22 protein-coding genes are annotated in these 23,031 nt (G+C 70.7%); 6 read left to right on the top strand and 16 right to left on the bottom strand.

The window, feature by feature from the left end:
• Positions 1 to 68: 68 nt before the first annotated feature.
• Positions 69 to 1,829 carry an arginine--tRNA ligase gene (gene argS / locus J7E93_RS16400; protein WP_215069971.1) on the top strand — a complete coding sequence of 587 codons (1,761 nt, stop codon included), beginning with the start codon at positions 69 to 71 and terminating at the stop codon, positions 1,827 to 1,829.
• A gap of 60 nt (positions 1,830 to 1,889) precedes the next feature.
• On the opposite strand, the gene J7E93_RS16395 is transcribed toward argS, so the two are convergent.
• Positions 1,890 to 3,107, bottom strand: a complete 1,218-nt coding sequence (locus J7E93_RS16395; protein WP_308368676.1) for a helix-turn-helix transcriptional regulator — start codon at positions 3,105 to 3,107, stop codon at positions 1,890 to 1,892.
• A gap of 301 nt (positions 3,108 to 3,408) precedes the next feature.
• Between J7E93_RS16395 and J7E93_RS16390 the strand changes: the two genes are divergently transcribed.
• On the top strand, positions 3,409 to 4,122 hold the full coding sequence (locus tag J7E93_RS16390) for a DUF4232 domain-containing protein (protein ID WP_215069968.1): 714 nt from the start codon (positions 3,409 to 3,411) through the stop codon (positions 4,120 to 4,122).
• 55 nt (positions 4,123 to 4,177) lie between these two features.
• Here the strand turns inward: J7E93_RS16390 and J7E93_RS16385 are convergent, their stop codons facing one another.
• Positions 4,178 to 4,447, bottom strand: coding sequence for a DUF1876 domain-containing protein (locus J7E93_RS16385; RefSeq protein ID WP_215070104.1), 270 nt, complete (start codon positions 4,445 to 4,447; stop codon positions 4,178 to 4,180).
• 173 nt (positions 4,448 to 4,620) lie between these two features.
• On the opposite strand from J7E93_RS16385, the gene J7E93_RS16380 reads away from it, so the two are divergent.
• Positions 4,621 to 5,553, top strand: a complete 933-nt coding sequence (locus J7E93_RS16380; RefSeq protein ID WP_215069966.1) for an NAD(P)-dependent oxidoreductase — start codon at positions 4,621 to 4,623, stop codon at positions 5,551 to 5,553.
• 136 nt (positions 5,554 to 5,689) lie between these two features.
• Here J7E93_RS16380 and hemB read toward each other — a convergent pair whose 3' ends face one another.
• From hemB to J7E93_RS16350, 6 genes are all read right to left on the bottom strand, one after another.
• The gene (gene hemB, locus J7E93_RS16375; RefSeq protein WP_215069964.1) at positions 5,690 to 6,691 is read right to left on the bottom strand and encodes a porphobilinogen synthase; all 1,002 of its coding nucleotides are present in this window, start codon (positions 6,689 to 6,691) and stop codon (positions 5,690 to 5,692) included.
• Between the two features lie 228 nt (positions 6,692 to 6,919).
• Complete coding sequence (locus tag J7E93_RS16370; protein ID WP_215069962.1) at positions 6,920 to 8,590, bottom strand: uroporphyrinogen-III synthase; 1,671 nt, start codon at positions 8,588 to 8,590, stop codon at positions 6,920 to 6,922.
• Positions 8,587 to 9,558 (bottom strand): hydroxymethylbilane synthase, encoded by a 972-nt coding sequence (hemC, locus tag J7E93_RS16365; RefSeq protein WP_215069960.1) that lies wholly within the window; start codon positions 9,556 to 9,558, stop codon positions 8,587 to 8,589. Before hemC ends, J7E93_RS16370 begins: the two co-directional genes overlap by 4 nt.
• Positions 9,555 to 10,910, bottom strand: a complete 1,356-nt coding sequence (locus tag J7E93_RS16360) for a glutamyl-tRNA reductase (protein WP_215069959.1) — start codon at positions 10,908 to 10,910, stop codon at positions 9,555 to 9,557. The genes hemC and J7E93_RS16360 overlap by 4 nt, the downstream gene beginning before the upstream one ends.
• Complete coding sequence (locus J7E93_RS16355; RefSeq protein WP_215069957.1) at positions 10,907 to 11,698, bottom strand: redox-sensing transcriptional repressor Rex; 792 nt, start codon at positions 11,696 to 11,698, stop codon at positions 10,907 to 10,909. The genes J7E93_RS16360 and J7E93_RS16355 overlap by 4 nt, the downstream gene beginning before the upstream one ends.
• Before the next feature lie 272 nt (positions 11,699 to 11,970).
• A complete protein-coding gene (locus J7E93_RS16350) occupies positions 11,971 to 12,267 on the bottom strand; it encodes a glutaredoxin family protein (protein ID WP_215069955.1) in 297 nt (98 codons plus the stop codon).
• A 145-nt stretch (positions 12,268 to 12,412) separates the two neighbouring features.
• On the opposite strand from J7E93_RS16350, the gene J7E93_RS16345 reads away from it, so the two are divergent.
• The 3 genes from J7E93_RS16345 (at position 12,413) to J7E93_RS16335 (ending at position 16,111) form a co-directional block, all read left to right on the top strand.
• Positions 12,413 to 13,354 (top strand): HAD family phosphatase, encoded by a 942-nt coding sequence (locus J7E93_RS16345; RefSeq protein WP_215069953.1) that lies wholly within the window; start codon positions 12,413 to 12,415, stop codon positions 13,352 to 13,354.
• Between the two features lie 450 nt (positions 13,355 to 13,804).
• Positions 13,805 to 14,596 (top strand): ECF subfamily RNA polymerase sigma factor, BldN family, encoded by a 792-nt coding sequence (locus J7E93_RS16340; protein WP_215069951.1) that lies wholly within the window; start codon positions 13,805 to 13,807, stop codon positions 14,594 to 14,596.
• Between the two features lie 309 nt (positions 14,597 to 14,905).
• Entirely contained in the window at positions 14,906 to 16,111 is a 1,206-nt protein-coding gene (locus tag J7E93_RS16335) for a DUF5667 domain-containing protein (RefSeq protein ID WP_215069949.1), read from the top strand.
• Between the two features lie 51 nt (positions 16,112 to 16,162).
• On the opposite strand, the gene J7E93_RS16330 is transcribed toward J7E93_RS16335, so the two are convergent.
• The 8 genes from J7E93_RS16330 to J7E93_RS16295 form a co-directional block, all read right to left on the bottom strand.
• Positions 16,163 to 17,227, bottom strand: coding sequence for a lysophospholipid acyltransferase family protein (locus J7E93_RS16330; protein WP_215069947.1), 1,065 nt, complete (start codon positions 17,225 to 17,227; stop codon positions 16,163 to 16,165).
• A 2-nt stretch (positions 17,228 to 17,229) separates the two neighbouring features.
• Positions 17,230 to 18,270 (bottom strand): NAD-dependent epimerase/dehydratase family protein, encoded by a 1,041-nt coding sequence (locus J7E93_RS16325; protein ID WP_215069945.1) that lies wholly within the window; start codon positions 18,268 to 18,270, stop codon positions 17,230 to 17,232.
• 192 nt (positions 18,271 to 18,462) lie between these two features.
• Positions 18,463 to 18,561 (bottom strand): 30S ribosomal protein bS22, encoded by a 99-nt coding sequence (locus J7E93_RS16320; protein WP_003948845.1) that lies wholly within the window; start codon positions 18,559 to 18,561, stop codon positions 18,463 to 18,465.
• Positions 18,562 to 18,691: 130 nt separating this feature from the next.
• Entirely contained in the window at positions 18,692 to 18,901 is a 210-nt protein-coding gene (locus J7E93_RS16315; RefSeq protein ID WP_215069943.1) for a helix-turn-helix domain-containing protein, read from the bottom strand.
• Between the two features lie 128 nt (positions 18,902 to 19,029).
• Positions 19,030 to 19,845, bottom strand: coding sequence for a phosphatase (locus J7E93_RS16310; RefSeq protein ID WP_215069941.1), 816 nt, complete (start codon positions 19,843 to 19,845; stop codon positions 19,030 to 19,032).
• Between the two features lie 103 nt (positions 19,846 to 19,948).
• On the bottom strand, positions 19,949 to 21,127 hold the full coding sequence (locus J7E93_RS16305; RefSeq protein WP_215069939.1) for an acetoin utilization protein AcuC: 1,179 nt from the start codon (positions 21,125 to 21,127) through the stop codon (positions 19,949 to 19,951).
• Complete coding sequence (locus J7E93_RS16300; protein WP_215069937.1) at positions 21,096 to 22,295, bottom strand: MFS transporter; 1,200 nt, start codon at positions 22,293 to 22,295, stop codon at positions 21,096 to 21,098. The genes J7E93_RS16305 and J7E93_RS16300 overlap by 32 nt, the downstream gene beginning before the upstream one ends.
• Before the next feature lie 57 nt (positions 22,296 to 22,352).
• On the bottom strand, positions 22,353 to 22,997 hold the full coding sequence (locus J7E93_RS16295) for an HAD family phosphatase (protein WP_215069935.1): 645 nt from the start codon (positions 22,995 to 22,997) through the stop codon (positions 22,353 to 22,355).
• Positions 22,998 to 23,031 lie beyond the last annotated feature (34 nt).

Here is a 23,031-nt window from a genome sequence, read left to right as displayed (position 1 = left end):
GAAATAGACCTTCCGGAACCGATCTCGGGAACCGGAACACCACGACCACGACACAGGAACGGAAGCTCATGGCCTCGGTCCCTTCCCTCGCTTCGACCGTGCAGCAGCGCCTCGCGGAAGGCCTCTCGGCAGCCCTGCCGGAGGCCGGTTCCGCCGACCCGCTGCTGCGACGAAGCGACCGGGCCGATTTCCAGGCCAACGGCATCCTGGCGCTCGCCAAGCAGCTCAAGGGCAACCCGCGTGAGCTGGCGACGAAGGTCGTCGCGGGGATCCCGGCGAACGACGTGCTGAAGGAGATCGAGGTCTCGGGCCCCGGCTTCCTGAACATCACGGTCACCGACGAGGCGATCGTCAGGACGCTGGCCGCCCGCGCCGCCGACGCCCGCCTCGGCGTGCCGTACGCGGAGAACGCCGGCACGACGGTGATCGACTACGCGCAGCCGAACGTGGCCAAGGAGATGCACGTCGGTCACCTCCGCTCCGCCGTGATCGGCGCCGCGATGGTCCAGATCCTGGAGTTCACGGGCGAGACGGTGGTCCGCCGCCACCACATCGGCGACTGGGGCACCCAGTTCGGCATGCTCATCCAGTATCTGATCGAGCACCCGCACGAGCTGGACCACAAGTCGGACGCCGAGGTCTCCGGTGAGGAGGCCATGTCCAACCTCAACCGGCTCTACAAGGCCTCGCGTGCGCTGTTCGACTCCGACGAGGAGTTCAAGACGCGGGCGCGAGCCCGGGTGGTGGACCTCCAGGCGGGCGACGAGCAGACGCGCGCCCTGTGGCAGCGGTTCGTCGACGAGTCGAAGATCTACTTCTACTCGGTCTTCGACAAGCTCGACATGGACATCAACGACCCGGACGTGGTCGGCGAGTCCGGCTACAACGACATGCTGGTGGAGACCTGCCGCATCCTCGAGGAGTCGGGCGTCGCGGTCCGCTCGAACGGCGCGCTGTGTGTCTTCTTCGACGACGTCAAGGGCCCGGACGGCAATCCGACCCCGCTGATCGTCCAGAAGTCCGACGGCGGCTTCGGCTACGCGGCCACCGACCTGTCGGCGATCCGGGACCGTGTGCAGAACCTGAAGGCGTCGACCCTGCTGTACGTGGTCGATGCCCGCCAGTCGCTGCACTTCAAGATGGTCTTCGAGACCGCCCGCCGGGCCGGCTGGCTGAACGACGAGGTCAAGGCCGTCCAGCTGGCCTTCGGCACGGTCCTGGGCAAGGACGGCAAGCCGTTCAAGACCCGTGAGGGCGAGACGGTAAGGCTGGTGGACCTGCTGGACGAGGCGATCGACCGGGCCGCGTCCGTGGTCCGTGAGAAGGCGCAGGACCTGACGGAGGACGAGATCACCGAGCGGGCTGCCCAGGTGGGCATCGGCGCGGTGAAGTACGCGGACCTGTCGACGTCGGCGGCGCGGGACTACAAGTTCGACCTGGACCAGATGGTGTCGCTGAACGGCGACACGTCGGTGTACCTGCAGTACGCGTACGCGCGTATTCAGTCGATCCTCCGCAAGGCGGGCGAGGCCAAGCCGGCCGCCCACCCGGAGGTGGCGCTGGCGCCGGCCGAGCGCGCCCTGGGCCTGCACCTGGACGGCTTCGGCGAGCTGATCGCGGAGACCGCCGCGGAGTACGCCCCGCACAAGCTGGCCGCGTACCTCTACCAGCTGGCGTCGCAGTACACGACGTTCTACTCGGAGTGTCCGGTCCTGAAGGCGGACACCCCGGAGCAGGTCGAGAACCGTCTCTTCCTGTGCGAGCTGACCGCTCGGACCCTCCACCAGGGCATGGCCCTGCTGGGCATCCGGACCCCCGAGCGTCTCTGACACACGTCCGGCGTACGAAGGCCCCGGCACCGTTCCGTTCGGTGCCGAGGCCTTTTCGTGTCAGGAGCGGACGACCCACTCGCCCTTGTCGGGCCAGTAGTCGTACATCGTCTTCCCTTCGACCGCGCTCGTACGGAACGGCTTTCCGCCGTCGTCGACGCGCAGCGTCCCGTGCTGTTCGCCGCTGCTCCAGTCCAGCTCCAGGTACCAGGCGGCGACGTGCGCCTCGGTGTGCACGTCGAGGTTGAGGATCTGGGGGTCGCCGGTGGACACCTTGTACGGGAAGTCCTTGGCCGGCACCACCAGGTCGCCGTCCTGGCCCGCGACCGGCTTCACGAAGGGGAGCGGGGCGTCGAGATCGATGTCGAAGGTCTGCGGGGTGACGCCGCTTCCGCACCCCTCGCCCATGGAGTACACCGGCTGGTTCAGGGGTGCGCCGCGCTCCACGACACGTACGTGGAGACGGCTCAGGACCACGGCCTCCTGGGTGCGGCCGGTGACGGTGAGCTGGAGCCGCAGATGGCCGCCGTCCACGCCGCCGAGAGCGCGTGCCCAGGGGCGGGTGTCCTGCGGAGGGGGTGGGGGCGGGACCTGGCCGGGCCGCTGGTCGAGGACGTAGTACTGACCGCAGGGGGCGGCCCAGTTGTACGCGCTGATGCCCACGTTCACCGGTGCGTCGGCATGCCCGCGAACCGGCGGGGTGGTGGTGGTCCCGGCCGCTCCCCGGGCGCCGCCGCCGTCGTCGTCCGGGCTCCCCACCGCGTACCAGAGGGGCACGGCGAGTGCGACGACCGCGGCGGCGGCAAGGACCGTGCGCAGGCGTCTGCGGCTCGCGGCAGAGGCAGGTGAAGGGGCTGGGGAAGAGGGCGGCTGAACGGTGAGGACGGTCCCGGGGTCGTCCCCTGAGCCGGACCGGCGCTCGGGCCCGATCCCGGGCTCGCCGCCGGACTGACCCTCGCCGTTGGACCGGGGCTCGCAATCGGCCGCGGGCTCGGCCTCCGGTTCGCTGACCACCGGAGCGCCCTTCCCCCGTCTGCGTGCCTCGTCCGCCAGGATCCAGCTGCGGTGCAGCTCGACCAGTTCCTCACGCGAGGCCCCGCACAGCCGTCCCAGCCGCTCCACCGGGGCGAACTCCGTGGGAACGGCGTCCCCGTTGCCGTACCGGTGCAGCGTCGACGTACTGACATGGAGCTTCTTCGCCAACACCCCGTAACTGAGCCCGGATCGCTCCTTCAGCGCCCTCACGCGATCCGCGAAACCGTCCGTTTCTGTGGCCACTCGCCCCGTTCCCCCTTGCTTCGCCGTTCCGGGAACGCGTTCCAGGGAAGGGTTGTCTCCCCAGGTCACAGCCTGTGCGAGCGTTCCAGCTTCCCCCATTGTCCCGTGCCGATTGCGGGTGGCTCGGCCGGGCCCGCAAGGTGTGACCCATGCCGAACAGCCGCCTCACGGACGCTGTAGCGGTGGCGGTGCTGATCACCTGTGCGGCGATCGTGATCGCTCTGATCAACCGCCACTGAAGCAAACCGCCACTCAAGCACTCACCAACTCAGCGACTCACCAACAGCTCACGGGGGAACTCATGCGCACCATCCGCACGATCCGCGTCACCGCCGCCGCGACCGCTCTTCTCGCCGGGCTCTCGCTCACCGCCTGCCAGGCGGACGGCACCACCTCGACGGCGCCGACGCATCCGCCCGCCACCACCACCGCTGTCCCCACGCCGTCGGCCACCACGACGCCCACGCAGGAGGCGACCCACTCCCCGACCGCGCGGCCGGGCTCCGACAAGCCGGCGGGCACCACGAAGCCCTCCGCCCGGCCGACCACGCGCCCCACCTCTCGCCCGAGCGACGGCAGCGGGCCGACCACCGCACCCTGCACCGGCTCCACGGCCAAGGTGACGGCCAGCAAGGTGAGCCGGCCCATCAACCATCTCCTGCTCACCGTCACCAACGTCGGCAGCCGGCCCTGCAACGCCTACGGAGCCCCGTTCGTCGGCTTCGACGACGCCCAGTCACCCCTGCACGTGCTCCAGGACAGCAAGCCGCAGGCCGTCGTCACCCTCGCCCCCGGAGAGTCCGGCTACGCCTCCGTCATCCTCACCGGCGACCCGGGCGAGTCCACCGGCGGCCGTACGGTGCGGAAGATCTCCGTGCACTTCGCGCCGGGCGACGGCTCCGGCGGCTCGGTGGGGCCCGCCAGGACCGTCGCGGCGCCGAGCGGCACCTACGCCGACGACAACGCCACCGTCTCGTACTGGCAGCACGACATGGACGACGCGCTGATGTACTGACAGCGCCGCCCGGCGAGGGGTGTCGGGACGTGTCGGGACGTCCGGCGTCAGGACGTCAGCGGATCGGGTGCGACGTCCTGCCCGACACCTCGTCGATCTCGGTGTGCGCCTTCTGGAGCAGCTGCGAGGCGAGATCCATGAGCGCGCGTGCGCCGGCGATCTCCTCGCCGACCCGCAGCTGCTCCGGGTCGGACGGATGCCGGTGCGCCGTGCCCTGGGCGCGGAACTCGGTGCCGTCACCGAGCCGCACCATGGCGGCGGCCTTCGTACGGTCGCCGTCCTCCTGGAATTCCATCTCGATGTGCCATCCGACGAGTGTGTGCATCACGAGGACCACCTCCTGAGGTACTTCCAGGGTGCGCCGCCCGGCCCTTCCTTACCAACCGGTGCGTAGCTGACCAAAAAGTCGGTACTTGTGGGACGAACCGCCCCGGAGAAGGATCGAACGCGAGCCGCAGGACGGCTCGAAGCCCCGATCCCAAGCCCTGGAGCACCCCCATGCCCGAAACGCCCTTCACCCCTTCCTTCGCCCCCGTCTCCGCCCCGGCGGTCTCCGGATCCCCCGCCTCCGCCCCGGTCTCCGTCCTCGGCCTGGGCATGATGGGCAGCGCCCTCGCATCTGCCTTCCTGAACGGCGGCCACCCGGTCACCGTCTGGAACCGTTCCCCGTCCAGGACCGGCCCGCTGGTCGCGCAGGGCGCTCTGCCCGCCGCCACGGCCGCGGAGGCGGTGGCGGCGAGCCCGCTCGTCGTCCTGTGCCTGCTGACCAACGACAACGTGGACGAGGTCCTCGCCGGCCTCCCGGGTGAGCAGCTCGCGGGCAGGACCCTGGTCAACCTCACGAACGGCACCCCGGCGCAGGCCCGTTCGCTCTCCGCCCGTGCGGAGGAGCTCGGCGCGCGCTACATCGACGGCGGCATCATGGCCGTCCCGCAGATGATCGCAGGACCGGACGCGTACGTCTTCTACAGCGGTGACGAGGAGGCGTACGAGACGCACCGCCCGACGCTCGCGGCCCTCGGCGGCACCAAGTGGACCGGCACGGACCCGGGCCTCGCGGCCCTCAATGACCTGGGCCTGCTGACGGGCATGTACGGGATGTTCGTCGGTGTCGTCCAGGCCCTGGCCCTCGTCCGTACGGAGAACATCCCTGCCGAGGAGTACGCCGGGCTGCTGGTCCCGTGGATCACGGCGATGCTCGGCATCGTCCCTGAGATCGCCCGGGACCTGGATGCCGGACAGCATCTGACGGATGTCTCCAGCCTGGCCGTGAACCAGGCCGCGTTCCCCAACATCTTCGCCGCGTTCAAGGACCAGGGCGTCAGCGGCGAACTCTTCGAGCCCTTGCAGGCCCTGCTGGACCGCTCGATCGCGGCAGGCCACGGTGCCGACGGTCTCTCGCGCCTCGCGGAGATGCTCACCGTCCGTTAGGACGGCAGCGGCGTGCATGTTCTCCCACCCACGACTTCTCCCGCCCACGACGGGGCGGACGACGACGTACCCGAGAGCGACAGGGGCGGAACCGCAGTGCGGTTCCGCCCCTGTCGAGGTGTCGTACGCGGAGTCGTCAGACCCCGCGGCCGAGCTTCTGCGCGACCTCCGTCGCCCAGTACGTCAGGATCATCTGCGCGCCGGCCCGCCTGATCCCGGTCAGCGTCTCCAGGATGGCCTTGTCCCGGTCGATCCAGCCCTTCTCCGCCGCGGCCTCGACCATCGCGTACTCACCGCTGATCTGGTACGCCGCCACGGGCACGTCCACGGCCTCGGCGACCTTCGCGAGCACGTCCAGGTAGGGCCCGGCGGGCTTCACCATGACCATGTCGGCGCCCTCCTCGAGGTCGAGCGCCAGCTCGCGCATCGACTCGCGGAGGTTCGCCGGGTCCTGCTGGTAGGTCTTGCGGTCCCCGGTCAGCGAGGAGCCCACGGCTTCGCGGAAGGGGCCGTAGAAGGCGGAGGAGTACTTCGCCGTGTACGCGAGGATCGACACGTCCTCCTTGCCGATGGTGTCCAGCGCGTCGCGGACCACCCCGACCTGTCCGTCCATCATTCCGGAGGGCCCCACGACGTGGACTCCGGCGTCCGCCTGGACCTGGGCCATCTCGGCGTAACGTTCCAGCGTGGCGTCGTTGTCGACCCGCCCGCTCGCGTCGAGGACTCCGCAGTGCCCGTGGTCCGTGTACTCGTCGAGGCAGAGGTCGGACATGATCACGAGCTCGTCGCCGACCTCGGCCTTCACGTCCCTGATCGCGACCTGCAGGATCCCGTCCGGGTCCGTGCCCGCCGTACCGGCCGCGTCCTTCTTCTCGTCCTGCGGCACGCCGAAGAGCATGATCCCGGAGACCCCGGCCTCCAGCGCCTCCACGGCGGCCTTCCGCAGGGTGTCCCGCGTGTGCTGCACGACCCCGGGCATGGCGGCGATCGGCACGGGCTCGCCGATACCCTCCCGCACGAACGCGGGAAGGATCAGATCGGCCGGATTCAGCCGCGTCTCGGCCACCATCCGCCGCATGGCGGGCGTCGTCCGCAGCCGCCGCGGCCGCGCCCCGGGAAAGGATCCGTACGAGTTCATACGCCCGAGGCTACGCCCGCGCGAGGACCGCTTTTACCGACACCCCGCCGGACCTCCGCGCTCGCCGGGCGCCCCGTGCGACCCGCACCCCCGGCCCCCGCACGCACCCCCGCAACGCACCAGGGGTGCGGGACCTCCACAAGGCCCCGCACCCCTGGTCACACAACAAGCGTCATGCCACAAGCGTCACGCTACGAACGTCACACTCATGGCCTCACGCCACAAGCGTCACGTCGTCCGGCGCCGTCTCGCGCCCGGCCTCCGCTCGCTCGGCCGCGTCACCGGATCGCCCGCCTCCAGCGCCGCCTCGCGCCGCCGCAGACCGAAGTCCGCCAGCGCCTCCGCCAGCTTGTGCACGGAGGGCTCCGGCGAGAGCACGTCCACCCGCAGCCCGTGCTCCTCCGCCGTCTTGGCGGTCGCCGGACCGATACACGCGATCACGGTCACGTTGTGCGGCTTCCCGGCGATCCCGACCAGGTTCCGCACGGTCGAGGACGACGTGAACAGCACGGCGTCGAAACCGCCGCCCTTGATCGCCTCACGGGTGTCCGCCGGCGGCGGCGAGGCCCGCACGGTCCGGTAGGCGGTGACGTCGTCGACCTCCCAGCCGAGCTCGATCAGCCCCGCGACCAGCGTCTCCGTCGCGATGTCGGCCCGCGGCAGGAAGACACGGTCGATCGGGTCGAAGACCGGGTCGTACGGCGGCCAGTCCTCCAGGAGCCCCGCCGCCGACTGCTCGCCGCTCGGCACCAGGTCCGGCTTCACACCGAAGTCGACCAGCGCCGCCGCGGTCTGCTCGCCGACCGCCGCGACCTTGATCCCGGCGAAGGCCCGGGCGTCGAGCCCGTACTCCTCGAACTTCTCCCGCACCGCCTTCACCGCGTTGACCGACGTGAAGGCGATCCACTCGTAGCGGCCGGTCACCAGACCCTTGACCGCACGCTCCATCTGCTGCGGCGTCCGCGGCGGCTCGACGGCGATCGTCGGAACCTCGTGCGGCACGGCGCCGTAGCTCCGCAGCTGGTCGGAGAGCGACGCGGCCTGCTCCTTCGTGCGCGGCACGAGGACCCGCCACCCGAAGAGCGGCTTCGACTCGAACCACGCCAGCTGGTCCCGCTGCGCCGGTGCGCTGCGCTCGCCGACCACGGCTATGACGGGCCGGTGGCCCTCGGGCGAGGGGAGGACCTTCCCCTGCTTGAAGACCTGCGCGATCGTGCCGAGCGTCGCGGTCCAGGTCCGCTGCCGCGTCGTCGTACCGCCGATGGTCACGGTGAGCGGGGTGTCCGGCTTACGGCCAGCCGCCACCAGCTCTCCGGCCGCCGCCGCCACGGAGTCCAGCGAGGTGGACACGACGACGGTCCCGTCCGAGGCGCCGACCTCGGTCCAGCACCGGTCGTCGGCGGTACGGGCGTCCACGAACCGCACGTCGGTGCCCTGCGCGTCGCGCAGCGGGACACCGGCGTACGCGGGCACGCCCACCGCCGTGGCGACACCGGGCACGACCTCGAAGGGGATGCCCTCGGCGGCGCAGGCCAGCATCTCCTGACCTGCGTTTCCGTCGAGGCCGGGGTCGCCGGTCACCGCACGGACGACCCGCTTGCCGCCCCGCGCGGCCTCCATGACAAGATTGGTCGCATCCCTCAACACGGGGACACCGGCGGTTGTTGACGCCTCGTCAACAACCGTCAGCTCAGGCGTGCTCACGCCTGCTCGCGCATGGCCGCGGACGACCTCGAGCACCTCCGGCTCGGCGATCAGGACGTCCGCTCCGGCCAGGGCCTCGACGGCCCGTAGGGTCAGAAGTCCGGGGTCGCCTGGTCCGGCGCCGAGGAAGGTGACGCTTCCGTGGCCGGGGAAGGCCGAGGACGCGGGGATGACGGTGGGGCTGGTGGGGCTCAATGTGCTCGCTCCCCCATAAGACCGGCCGCACCCTTGGCGAGCATCTCGTCCGCGAGTTCGCGTCCGAGTGCCATCGCCTCGTCGTACGACACGGGTACGGGACCGGTGGTGGACAGCTGCACCAGCGTCGAGCCGTCGGTGGTACCGACGACGCCACGCAGGCGCATTTCAGTGACAATCTGCCCGCGGCCGGAATCCTCGGCCAGCAGGTCGGCCAGCGCACCCACGGGTGCGGAACAGCCGGCCTCCAGGGCGGCGAGCAGGGAACGCTCGGCGGTCACGGCGGCCCGGGTGTGCGGGTCGTCGAGCTCGGCGAGCGTGGCGACGAGGTCGGCGTCGGCCGCCGCGCACTCGATCGCCAGGGCCCCCTGGCCGGGGGCCGGCAGGACGGAGTCGACCGACAGGAAGTCGGTCACCTCGTCGGTCCTGCCGATGCGGTTGAGACCGGCCGCGGCGAGAACCACCGCGTCCAGCTCGCCCTTGTGCACGTATCCGACACGGGTGTCGATGTTCCCGCGGATCGGCACGGTCTCGATGGTCAGGCCGTGGCTGCGCGCGTACGCGTTGAGCTGGGCCATCCGGCGCGGCGAACCGGTCCCGACCCGGGCGCCGTCCGGCAGCCGGTCGAGGGTCAGTCCGTCCCGGGCGACCAGCACGTCGCGCGGGTCCTCCCGCTCGGGGATCGCCGCCACCACCAGGTCGGGGTGCTGGGTGGTCGGCAGGTCCTTCAGGGAGTGGACGGCGAAGTCCACCTCACCGGCCAGGAGCGCGTCGCGCAGGGCGACGACGAACACCCCCGTACCGCCGATCTGCGCGAGGTGCTCACGGGAGACGTCCCCGTACGTCGTGATCTCCACGAGCTCGACGGGCCGGCCGGTCAGCTGCCGGACGGCATCGGCCACATGCCCGGACTGGGCCATGGCGAGCTTGCTGCGCCTGGTCCCGAGCCTCAGTGCCCTCTCGGTCATACTCGCCCTCGGTTCTTGACGTCGGCGTCATTCAGGTCGGCCCGGGAGACGGAGGCGACCGTCTCCGGGTCGAGGTCGAAGAGTGTCCGCAGCGCGTCGGCGTACCCGGCGCCGCCGGGCTCGCTGGCCAGCTGCTTGACCCGCACGGTCGGCGCGTGCAGGAGTTTGTCGACCACCCGGCGCACGGTCTGGGTGATCTCGGCGCGCTGCCTGTCGTCGAGGTCGGGCAGCCGGCCCTCGAGCCGGGCGACCTCGCCCGCGACGACGTCGGCGGCCATGGTGCGCAGGGCGACCACGGTCGGGGTGATGTGCGCGGCGCGCTGGGCGGCGCCGAAGGCGGCCACCTCGTCGGAGACGATGGCGCGCACCTGGTCGACGTCGGCGGCCATCGGGGCGTCGGCCGAGGCATCGGCGAGCGACTCGATGTCGACGAGCCGGACGCCCGGCATGCGGTGGGCGGCGGCGTCGATGTCGCGGGGCATGGCGAGGTCGAGCAGCGCGAGCGGGGCCGTACGGTCCTTCATCGCCGTCTCGACGGCCTCGCCGGTCAGGACGAGTCCGGTGGCTCCGGTGCAGGAGACGACGATGTCGGCACGTGTCAGTTCGTCGCCGACGGCAACCATCTCGACCGCGCGTGCGGCCACACCCGCGCTTCCGGGCTCGGTCAGGATCTGTACGAGGCGTTCGGCGCGGGCCGTCGTGCGGTTGGCGATCACGATCTCCGCGACCCCGGCGCGCGCGAGCGTGGCGGCGGCCAGCGAGGACATCGAGCCGGCGCCGATGACCAGGGCGCGCTTGCCCGCGGCCCAGGCGTCCACGTCCGTGCCGTCGGCCAGCTGTTCCAGGCCGAAGGTGACGAGCGACTGTCCGGCCCGGTCGATGCCGGTCTCGCTGTGGGCGCGCTTGCCGACCCGCAGCGCCTGCTGGAACAGGTCGTTGAGGAGCCGGCCGGCGGTGTGCAGGTCCTGGCCGAGCGCGAGGGCGTCCTTGATCTGGCCGAGGACCTGGCCCTCGCCGACGACCATGGAGTCGAGCCCGCAGGCCACCGAGAAGAGGTGGTGGACGGCCCGGTCCTCGTAGTGCACGTACAGATAAGGGGTCAGCTCTTCGAGCCCGACGCCGCTGTGCTGGGCGAGCAGCGTGGACAGCTCGGCGACACCGGCGTGGAACTTGTCCACGTCGGCGTAGAGCTCGATGCGGTTGCAGGTGGCGAGGACGGCGGCCTCGGCGGCCGGTTCGGCGGCGAGGGTGTCCTGCAGCAGCTTGGCCTGGGTGTCCCGGGCGAGCGAGGCCCGCTCCAGGACGCTGACCGGGGCGCTGCGGTGGCTGAGTCCGACGACGAGGAGGCTCATGCCGGCATCACGGCGGGGACGTCCCCGTCGGGTCCCTTGCGGTCGGTGCCCTTGCGGCCGGGCGCGGTCGGCGCGCCGAGGGCCGCGGTGGCGGAAGGTACGGCCGCGGCCTCGGCCTCGGCCTCCTCGCCGGCCTTGCGCTGCTCGTGGAAGGCGAGGATCTGCAGCTCGATGGAGAGGTCGACCTTGCGCACGTCCACGCCGTCGGGCACGGAGAGCACGGTCGGCGCGAAGTTCAGGATGGAGGTGATCCCGGCGGCCACGAGCCGGTCGCAGACCTGCTGGGCGGCGCCGGCCGGCGTGGAGATGACGCCGATGGAGACCCCGTTGTCGACGATGATCTTCTCGAGCTCGTCGGTGTGCTGGACGGGGATCCCGGCGACCGGCGTACCGGCCATGGCGGGGTCGGCGTCGATCAGCGCGGCGACGCGGAAGCCACGGGAGGCGAACCCGCCGTAGTTGGCGAGGGCCGCGCCGAGGTTACCGATACCGACGATGACGACGGGCCAGTCCTGGGTCAGGCCGAGCTCGCGGGAGATCTGGTAGACGAGGTACTCGACGTCGTAGCCGACGCCGCGCGTCCCGTACGAGCCGAGGTAGCTGAAGTCCTTGCGCAGCTTCGCGGAGTTGACCCCCGCGGCGGCTGCGAGCTCCTCGGAGGAGACCGTGGGTACGGAGCGCTCCGACAGTGCGGTGAGCGCACGCAGATACAGCGGAAGGCGGGCGACGGTGGCCTCGGGAATTCCTCGGCTGCGGGTCGCCGGTCGGTGAGTTCGGCCAGTTGCCACGGTGCTCCTGCGGGATGAGCGGGGCTGCAGGCGGCCATATGTCCCAGGACCGCCCCGTCGAATGCAGGCTATGTCTTTGTGAACGCGTGCACAAAGATGGTGTCCGTTTTGTCCGGCCAAAGTGACCGGGGTCACGCGTCCGGTTCGCGTCATGACGGAACCGTGGAGCGCCTCAGCCCGTTGAGAACCCGAAGGGGGCAAAACCGCACACTCTCCTCACGACCCCGCCCCCGGACGCCAGCAAAACGTCCACGATGGTAACCGTCTTCCGGTCAGGCACCCAGTTCACGACGGAGCCGCCCGGCGTCCACGCGCCAGAAGGTGTGCTGTTCACCGTCGATCAGGACCACGGGGATCTGCTCCCAGTACTCCCGGTGCAGCGCCTCGTCCTGGGTGATGTCCTTCTCCTCCCAGCGCGCCCCGGTCTCGGCGCACACCGCCTCGATCACGGCCCGTGCGTCGTCGCACAGATGGCAGCCCGGCTTCCCGATCAGCGTCACGGTCCGCGAGGCCGCGACAGGAGCGGCGGAGGTGGCCTTCTTCTTCATCCGTCCCAACATGCCGTCCATTCTGCGCCGCGCCCGGAGCGCCGGTGTACCCCCTTTATCCAGCTTGCTCCCCCGCCATCCGTTTAACAGGAGGGTCTCGGAGTGTTCACCCCCATGGCATCCCTTCCCGTCCGGAAGGACCGAACAGACTGGCTATGCTCACCGCATGGCCGCATTGGGATGGCTCACCCCCCGTAGGCGCTCCGCCACCGCGCGCAGCGTCCTGGCAGGCGAGGCCGCCGCCGAGGCTGCCCGGAAGACCTCGCAGCAGCTCGAACTGGAGCGGGAGGCGGCCGCTGCCGCCGAGCCCGCCGAGCCCGAGTTCCCGGTCGTGGGCGATGTCCACGCCGCCGCCTTCTTCGACCTCGACAACACCGTGATGCAGGGCGCCGCGATCTTCCACTTCGGCCGCGGCCTGTACAAGCGGAAGTTCTTCCAGCGACGCGAGCTGGCCCGGTTCGCCTGGCAGCAGGCCTGGTTCCGGCTGGCCGGCGTCGAGGACCCGGAGCACATGCAGGACGCCCGCGACAGCGCCCTGTCCATCGTCAAGGGCCACCGCGTCTCCGAGCTGATGTCGATCGGCGAGGAGATCTACGACGAGTACATGGCCGACCGGATCTGGCCGGGCACCCGCGCCCTCGCCCAGGCCCACCTCGACGCCGGCCAGAAGGTCTGGCTCGTCACGGCCGCCCCCGTCGAGACCGCCACCATCATCGCCCGCCGTCTCGGCCTGACCGGCGCGCTCGGCACGGTCGCGGAGTCCGTCGACGGCGTCTATACGGGAAAGCTGGTCGGCGAACCGCTGCACGGACCCGCCAAGGCGGAGGCGGTACGGGCCCTGGCCGCCGCCGAGGGCCTGGACCTGAACCGCTGCGCGGCCTACAGCGACTCCCACAACGACATCCCGATGCTCTCGCTGGTCGGGCACCCCTACGCCATCAACCCCGACACCAAGCTGCGCAAGTACGCGAAGGCGCGGGAGTGGCGGCTGCGCGACTACCGGACGGGCCGCAAGGCGGCCAAGGTCGGGATCCCCGCCGCGGCCGGCGTCGGCGCGCTGGCGGGCGGCACGGCCGCCGCGGTCGCCCTTCACCGCCGCCGCCGCTGACCCCGCTTTCCACCCGGCACGCGCCCGCTCTCACGTTCGGAGCGCCGCCGACCTGCCGATACGTTCCGGCTGCGATCATCTGCGACAACCCCGGACCAGCGCCCCTCACCCGTACGTGGTCGAACAACGCCGCACAGGTCGACTCCGGTCCATTCGCCGCTCCCTACCCAGCAACGGCCCAGATCATTCGGCCGCCCCGCACTCGACCACAACAGTGCGTGCACGCAGTCACACTCGGAAGCAATCCGATCAACAATCGGTCACTAAGTGCGCCTTGAACCGTCCGCAAGCGGTAAGAGAAGCGACGGAATCGATGATTTGAGCAACTGGGTGTAGCGCTGCCTGTACGAAGCGTTATTCTCCTCAGACGCACAACGGAACCCACACGTCGCCACGACGAGTGAACGGTCCCGCACTGCACGTGATGGAAGCTCTGCCTCTGGGAGTCCCGTGTACCCACACGTCGGGGTTGACGCCTCGGGCCTGGCTACGCTGCGCGCAACGGTCCTCGACCACTTGCGCGGCTTCGTCCCCACCGCGTACGCCGTCCCTGTCCCCGCCTTTGCCTTCGCCGCACCGGCACCCGCCGGTCCCTGCTATGCCCTTGCCGAGAGCGGTGCCGCTGTCGGCAGACGGGGCAGCCGCGGCGGCACCGGAACCTCGACCGCCGCCCGCCGCCCCACCGCCGACAGCGACAGCGCGCGCATGATGGACCTCGTCGAGCGCGCCCAGGCCGGTGAGGCCGAGGCCTTCGGCCGCCTGTACGACCAGTACAGCGACACCGTCTACCGCTACATCTACTACCGCGTCGGCGGAAAGGCGACGGCGGAGGACCTCACCAGTGAGACGTTCCTGCGCGCCCTGCGCCGGATCTCCACCTTCACCTGGCAGGGCCGCGACTTCGGCGCCTGGCTGGTCACCATCGCCCGCAACCTGGTCGCCGACCACTTCAAGTCCAGCCGCTTCCGACTGGAAGTGACCACCGGCGAGATGCTGGACGCCAACGAGGTCGAGCGCAGCCCCGAGGACTCCGTCCTGGAGTCCCTCTCCAACGCGGCGCTCCTCGACGCCGTCCGCCGACTCAACCCCCAGCAGCAGGAGTGTGTGACCCTGCGCTTCCTGCAGGGTCTGTCGGTGGCCGAGACCGCCCGGGTCATGGGCAAGAACGAGGGGGCGATCAAGACCCTCCAGTACCGGGCCGTACGCACCCTCGCCCGCCTGCTCCCGGACGACGCCCGCTGACCGCTTCGCTCCCCCCACACGCGCACCCACCGCGGACCGCGTCGCGCCCACCGCCGCGCCACCCCCACCACCGCGCCCCCATCCCCGACCCCCCGCCCAACTCACAGTCGGTGACGCCTCGATGACGCACTGGTCCGATCATCTTTCGCGCGTAACCCAAGTGCCGCGCCGCTCGTTGTGCGGAATGCAGGCTCCCTGTGGTCACGCCATGCCCACAGCCACTCACTCGTTCGGGTGGATGTGTTCAAGGCGTGCAACCTTCCGGACACCCCGGGGAGTCGACCGTCATGACGAGAGGAGGTGCCGCCAGTGATCGCGAACGTATCGGCGCACCGGCGGGCGAACGCCTTCGCCCAGGCCCTGGAGGATCGGGCGTCCGAGGGCGCGGCTGCCGAGCCGCCCGAGGTGTCGGCCGAACCGGCCGAACAGGGACGGCTGTTGGCCCTGGCGAACGGCCTCGGCGAGTTGCCGAAGCCGGCGATGGACCCCGAGGTCAAGGTGGTGCAACGGGCCCAGCTCGTCGCCGCCATGGAAGCGATGCTCGCGGAGGGGAGCGCGGCCGCGGGCCCTACGGTGCCGGAACAGCGGACATCCAGCGGGCGGGGGACCCACCGGGCCTCCCCGCTCAGGAAACTGCGCCCCCGCTCCCGCTGGTCGAAGGGCATCGCCGCGGGCGGCCTCACGGTCGGTGTGGCCGCGGGGGCGTTCGGCGGTGTGGCCGCTGCCAGTTCCGACGCCCTTCCCGGTGACTCGCTCTACGGGCTGAAGCGCGGCATGGAAGACATCAAGCTCGGGATGGCGGACGACGACGCCGACCGGGGCGGGATCTATCTGGACCAGGCATCGACCCGGCTCAGCGAGGCCCGTCGACTCATGGAGCGAGGCCGCGCCGGCGCTCTCGACCACGAGTCGCTCGGCGAGATCCGCCGGGTCCTCGGCGGCATGAAGCACGACGCCTCGGAAGGCCACCGACTGCTGCGTCAGGCGTATGTGAAGGACGGTGCCATCGCCCCGATGGCCCGGCTGAACTCCTTCGCCCAGGCCCACCGCGACATCTGGAACGGCCTGCGCGACCGCCTGCCCGTCCAGCTCACGGACGTCGGCAACGAGGTGAACGACGTCTTCGTCGCCATAGACGAAGACGTCGAGCCGCTCCAGGGGATCCTCCCGCGGACTCCGGAGAAGGGCGCGGTCGGCACCGGCGGCACCGGCTCCCCGCAGGACACCCCGAGTATGCGCACCCAGCACACCCCGTCCTCCTCCACCGCCCCCACGGCGGGCGGCGCAGACTCCACCCGACCCACACCCTCGGGCTCCGGTTCGGGCACGGGCTCACCGCAGGACGACGGCCTGCTGGGCGGGAACACGGGCGACCTGCTCGACACCCCGCCGACGGACACCCTCCCGGCACCCCCGGGCTACCGGTCGGCCCCGCCGATGCCGGACGTCACCCTCCCCCCGCTGCTGCCGGGCCTGCTCCCGGGCATTGGCGTCGACGGCGAGGACGCGCGCTGAGACGAAGGTGGGGTGCCCTCTCGGAGGAGAGGGCACCCCACCTTCGTACGCTCAGAAGAACACCGACCGCCGCTGCACCAGCAGCTTGTAGAGGGTGTGCTGGATCTGTTCCCGCACCTGGTCCGTCAGGTTGAACATCAGCATCGGGTCCTCCGTCGCCTCCGGCGGATAGCCGTCCGTCGCGATCGGCTCACCGAACTGGATCGTCCACTTCGTCGGCAGCGGCACCGCACCCAGCGGCCCCAGCCAGGGAAAGGTCGGCGTGAGCGGGAAGTACGGGAAGCCGAGCACCCGCGCGAGGGTCTTCGCGTTCCCGAGCATCGGGTAGATCTCCTCCGCCCCCACGATCGAGCACGGCACGATCGGCACCCCGGCCCGCAGCGCGGTCGAGACGAACCCGCCGCGGCCGAAGCGCTGGAGCTTGTAGCGCTCGCTGAACGGCTTTCCGATGCCCTTGAACCCCTCCGGCATCACTCCCACGATCTCGCCCGCCTGCAGCAGCCGCTCGGCGTCCTCCGCACAGGCCAGAGTGTGCCCGGCCTTGCGGGCCAGTTCATTCACCACCGGCAGCATGAAGACGAGGTCGGCGGCGAGCAGCCGCAGGTGCCGGCCGGCCGGATGGTTGTCGTGGACGGCCACCTGCATCATCAGCCCGTCCAGCGGCAGCGTCCCGGAGTGGTTGGCGACGACGAGGGCCCCGCCCTCGGCGGGGATGTTCTCGATCCCCTTCACCTCCACCCGGAAGTACTTCTCGTACAGCGGCCGCACCAACGACATCAGGACCTGGTCGGTGAGCTCCTTGTCGTAACCGAACTCGTCGACCTCGTACTCACCCGTCACCCGCCGCCGCAGAAAGGCCAGTCCGCCGGCGAGCCGCCGCTCCCAGCCGCCACCGCCCTGCGGACGTCGCTCGCCGCCGCGCGGCTCACCCTCGACGCCCTGGGGCTCCACAGGGTCCACGACGGGCTCCGCGACGGGCTCCAGGGGCTTCGGTGTCTCCTCGGGCCCGTGCTGCCCCGGCAGGGCGCGTACGGCGGCGTCCCCGCCCGCCCTGGCAGGCCGCCTCCGCGCCCGTGAACGGTCGTCGTCGAACGGAATGACCTTGGCGTCCGCCATCGTTACGTGGGCTCCTTCTGATCCAGCCGGGCCGCGACCCGGTCCACGGCCCCTGCGAGCGTCTCCGGCGGAAGCAGTCCGGGACCGCGGCTGCGGGCGAAGTCCGCGAAGGTCTCGGCCGTGCTGAACCGCGGCGCGAACCCCAGCGTCTCGCGCATCTGGACGGTGGAGACGACCCGGCCGTGGGTGAGGAGCCGGATCTGTTCGGGTGAGAAGTCGGTGACTCCGACCGTCCGCAGCGCGGAGCCGACCCAGGTGACCGCGGGCAGCAACACCGGTACCGTCGGCCGCCCGAGCCGCCGCGCGCACTGCGACAGCAACAGCACACCGTCACCGGCCACATTGAAGGTGCCGCTGTTCAGCGTCGCCCGCCGCGGCTCGTGCGCGGCCACCTCCAGGACGTCGATCACGTCGTCCTCGTGGACGAACTGCAGCCTCGGGTCGTACCCGAAGACGGTCGGCATGACCGGCAGCGACAGATACTCGGCCAGCGGCGAGTCCACCCTGGGCCCCAGGATGTTCGCGAACCGCAGCACGCACACCGCCACATCCGGACGGCGGCGCGCGAAACCCCGTACGTACCCCTCGACCTCGACGGCGTCCTTGGCGAAACCACCGCTCGGCAGCGACTTGGGCGGGGTCGTCTCGGTGAAGACGGCCGGGTCGCGGGGCGCGGAGCCGTAGACGCTCGTACTGGACTTGACGACGAGCCGCTGGATCCGGGGCGACTTCTGGCAGGCGCCGAGAAGCTGCATGGTGCCGATGACGTTGGTCTCCTTGACCGACGTCCGGCCGCCGGCGCCGAGCGCCGTGCCGGTGACGTCCATGTGGACCACCGTGTCCACGTCGTACTCGGCGAGCACCTTGGCGATGGCCGGCTGGCGGATGTCCGCCCGGACGAAATCGGCTCCGCCGAGGTCGTGCGTCGGCGCCACGGCGTCCACGGCGACCACCCGGTCGACTTCGGGGTCCCGCTGGACACGCCGTACGAAACGGCCCCCGAGATGCCGGGCCGCACCGGTGACGAGCACGACCTTGCCCAAGATCCGCGCCTTCCGTCGGGTTTCCGTCGGTCTGCTCCCCGGCGTCTCACCGGGGTCTGTGCGCCACCGTAGCGCCTCGCTGTCGCCCTGCCACGACCGCCGTGGACAAGAAGACCGAAAAAGGCGTGGCCCCCCACCGAAACGGTGGAGGGCCACGCCCGACGCACAAACAGCCGTCGTTACAGCCGTCGCTTACTTCTTGTTGCGACGCTGAACGCGGGTGCGCTTGAGCAGCTTGCGGTGCTTCTTCTTGGCCATCCGCTTGCGCCGCTTCTTGATAACAGAGCCCACGACTACCCTCGCTCACTTCTCTTCACTGGTGCGGGGCGTCTGGGCCCACACGACCTACGAGGGGTCAGCCTACCGCCCCGAGCACCGCACTAGTAATCCGAGGGGGGAGTGCGCTCCCGCCGCGCGCTCGCTACGCGGTCTCCACCCCCACGAAAGACACCCTGAGGTACTCGTGAACCGCCTGTTCCGGGACCCGGAAGGACCTGCCCACCCGGATCGCCGGCAGATGACCGCTGTGCACCAAGCGGTACACGGTCATCTTCGACACTCGCATCACCGAGGCGACTTCCGCCACGGTCAGAAACTTGACCTCGTTGAGAGGCCGATCGCCAGCAGCCATGACCCACCTGTACCTTCCGCACACGACGCCCACCGGCTTCCCCTCCGGTGACCCTGCGTCGCTGTGCGCTCACGCTCCAGACTAGGGGCGGGTGGTACGAGTGGGGAAGAGGAGCAACCATCGGCCGTTTACCGTGACAGACACGCTCGATTGAGTACATAGCGAGTAAGCGGCCGGTAGTAATCCGACCGGACGGCGTCATCAAGCGGAACGGCCACAGACACCTGCCCCTCCGCCTCACCGACGAACAGCGCGGGGTCGTCCGTATCGGCCAGCCCGATGGCCTCGATACCCAGCTGACCAGCACCGCAGACCCAACCGTGGTCCCCGACGACGAGCTCCGGAAGCGGCCGGCCACCCTCCACAGCGCTCTCCAGGACGGCCCTGACCGGCAGCGGCGAGTGAGTGTGCGCCCCCGTCTCGCGCCCCGCGCCCGACACACCGAGTTCTCGCACCAGGGCGACACCCCGTACGTAGTCGAGGATGTGCGTGCGTAGACCGAACCGGGTCGTTATGTCGACACATCTCCCCTGCGCGGGGGTGAGGACAAGACATCCCACCGCCGACAAAGCGTCTGCGAGCGCTGCGTAGAACCCCAGCAATCGATGCGGATGGCCGGTCCCCAGCAGCACCGGGGCCCGCCGCCGCGCCGCCGCGCCCAACCGCGCGGCGAACGCGTCGAGACCGCTCAGCGTCCGCTCGGGATCGATGACATCGGGCCCCGAACGGTACGACGGATCCCCCGACACCCCACACCGGTCGGCCATGAGCCGCAGCACATCGCCCTCCCCCCAGCCCCCTTGGGGATCGAGACCCAGCATCACCCGCGGGTCCCGCGCGGCGAAGAGCCGGTAACTGCGCAGACTCTCCTCCCGCGAGGTCGCCACCCTCCCCGCCAACCCCGCCGCCAACAAATGCGCCCGCAACACCCCGGTACTCAGCACCCTCTCGATGCTGCCCGAGCGGAGCTGACGCCGGGACAGAAACCGTTCGCCTCCCCACCGTTGGCGTAACCGAAAGCGGACATCCGGCGAGCCGGAGCGACCGCTACGCCAGCAACCCCCGCAGCGGGAAGGCCGCCCGCCGCGTCGCCAGCACCGCCTGGTCCAGTCGGTCCGCCGGGTCGTAGCCCTCCTCCCAGCCGCGCCAACCGACCGGCCACCGCCCGTCCGTCATCCGCGCCGGCCCCAACTGCCGCGTCCGCGCGTACACCTCGTCCCGCCACGACGACGGGATCACCGACTCGGGAGCGATCTCCGCATGGGCCGCGATCCCCACGAGATGCGTCCAGGACCGCGGAACGACATCGACCACCGCGTACCCTCCGCCCCCGAGCGCGACCCACTTCCCGCCCTCCACATGCGCGTGCGCGAGCTCGTGGCACGCCGTCTGCACCGCCCGCTGCGCGTCCAGCGACACCGCCAGATGCGCCAGCGGATCCTCGAAGTGCGTGTCCGCCCCGTGCTGTGTCACCAGCACCTGCGGCCGGAAGTCCGCGATCAGCTCCGGCACCACCGCGTGGAACGCGCGCAGCCACCCCGCGTCCCCCGTCCCGGCCGGCAGCGCCACATTCACCGCGGACCCCTCGCCGGCCCCCGCCGCGCCGGTCTCCTCCGGCCATCCCGTCTGCGGGAACAGCGTCCGCGGATGCTCGTGCAGCGAGATCGTCAGTACCCGCGGGTCCTCCCAGAACGCCGCCTGCACCCCGTCCCCGTGGTGCACGTCGACGTCCACGTACGCGACCCGCTCCGCGCCCAGCTCAAGCAGGCGGGCGATCGCCAGCGACGCGTCGTTGTAGATGCAGAACCCGGACGCGCTCCCCGGCATCGCGTGGTGCAGTCCACCGGCGAAGTTCACCGCGTGCCCGGCCTCGCCGCGCCACACCGCCTCCGCGGCCCCCACCGACTGCCCGGCGATCAACGCGGACACCTCGTGCATCCCGGCGAAGGCCGGATCGTCGACCGTCCCGAGCCCGTACGCCTGGTCCGCCTTGCGCGGGTTCGCTGAGGCCGCCCGCACCGCCGCGACATAGTCCTCGCGGTGCACGAGCCGCAGCGTCGAGTCCCCGGCCGGCTTCGCCGCCACCACGTCCACGGCACGGTCGAGTCCGTACGCCCGCACCAACCCCATGGTCAGCGCGAGCCGCACCGGATCCATCGGATGCTCGGACCCGAAGTCGTACCCCGTGACAGCTTCATCCCACATCAACAGTGCGCGGCCGCTCATGCCCGCCACCGTATCGGGCCCGTTGAGAACCGAACGACGTGGCGTACGCCACCGTCACCAGCACCAACACCATCGGCACCAGCATCGCCCCCCGATAGCTCCACGCGTCCCCCAGCGCCCCGACGAGGGGAGACCCGATCAGGAACCCCACATAGTTGAAGACGTTCAGCCGCGCCACGGCGGCATCACTCGCCCCGGGGAAGAGCCGCCCCGCGGCGGCGAAGGTCTGCGGCACGATCACGCTCAGCCCGAGCCCGAGGACAGTGAAGCCCGCCATCCCCGCCCACGCCCCCGGAGCGGCCGCGACGACCGCGAATCCGAGCGCCGCGAGAACGGCCCCACACCGCACGACCACGGCGGCCCCCAGCCTCCGCACACCGAAGTCGCCCACGGCCCGCCCGAGCAGCGTGGTGACCATGTACGCGTTGTACGGCACGGTCGCCAGCTCCTCCGAGCTGCCGAGCACGTCCTGCAGATACTTCGCGGACCAGTTCGACACCGTCGAGTCACCGATGTACGCGAAGGTCATAACGAGACAGAGCGGCAGCAGCAGCTTGAACGCGACCCCACCGCCGGCCTTCGCTCCCTCTTCCGCCCCCGGCGCCGGCTCGCCACCCACGTACCACCGGCTCGCGACGAGCACCACGGGCAGCAGCACCGCCACCACGGGCAGATAGGAGACGAACAGCGCCAGATCCCAGTGGGCCCCCACCCACGCCAGCGACGCTCCAGCGATCCCTCCCAGGCTGTACGCGGCGTGGAAGCCGAGCATGATGCTCCGCCCGTACGCCCGCTGCAGGCTCACCCCCAGCATGTTCATGGACGCGTCCAGCGCGCCGACCGCGAGACCGAACACCCCGAGCGCCACGGCGGCCTGCCACATCTCGTCGCCGGCGCCGACCCCGAGCAGCGCGAGCAGGACGAACGGCTGCGCCCAGCGCAGCACCACCCCCGGCCCCACCCTGGCCACGACCTTCTCGCTGACCACACTGGCGACACCGGCCAGGATCGGCACGGCCGCCAGGAACACCGGGAGCAGCGCGTCGGAGATCCCGTACCGGTCCTGGATCGCCGGTATTCGGGTCACAAGGAGCGCGAACGTCACCCCTTGCACGAAGAAACTGACCGCCAGGGATCCCCGCCCACGCCGCAACCGCGCATCCGTCATGGCGGCACAGCGTAGGTCCCGGGTCTACCCATGGGTAGGTGGATCACCGGATCAATCTCAGCGGAGCAGTTCGAGCAACTTCCCCATGTCGTCGAAGAAGCCGTTGGCTCCCGCCAGTCTGTCCTGCGGTGTCATCGCCGTGAATCCGTACACCTCCATCCCGGCGGCGAGGGCGGCCTGGACGCCGAGCCGGCTGTCCTCGATCACCACGCACCGCTCGGGGGCGACTCCCATCCGGGCGGCGGCGTGCAGAAACAGGTCCGGCGCCGGCTTGCCGCGGCCGACGTCCTCGGCGCTGAAGATGTTCTCGTCCCGGAACCAGGCATCGAGGCCGGTCTTCCGGTGCCCGACCCGAATCCGCTCATGGCTCCCGGAGGAGGCCACACAGTAGGGAACCTCGGCCTCGACCAGCTGCTTCAGCACGTCCGTCGCCCCGGCGACGGCTTCCAACTCCCGCTCGAAGGCGGCGAAAACGCGGGCGTGCAGCGTCTCGTCGAAATCTTGGGGCAGCCGCTGCCCGGTCCGCTCCCCGATCAGGTCGTGCACGCGGTGGACCGCGGCGCCCATGTAGTCGCGGAGCGAGTCCTCGTAGGAGGTGGAGTGGCCGAGTTCGGTCAGATAGCCGGCGAGGATGGTGTTGGAGATCGGCTCGCTGTCGACGAGCACCCCGTCGTTGTCGAAGACGACCAGTTCATAGCGCATGCACGCCACCCTAAACGCAGAAAAGCCCCGCACC

The sequence above is a fragment of the Streptomyces sp. ISL-36 genome (assembly GCF_018614205.1).
Classification (GTDB): Bacteria; Actinomycetota; Actinomycetes; order Streptomycetales; family Streptomycetaceae; genus Streptomyces.
The sequence above is the reverse complement of the archived record's forward strand: the minus strand, read 5'-3'. Positions and strand labels throughout refer to the sequence as shown.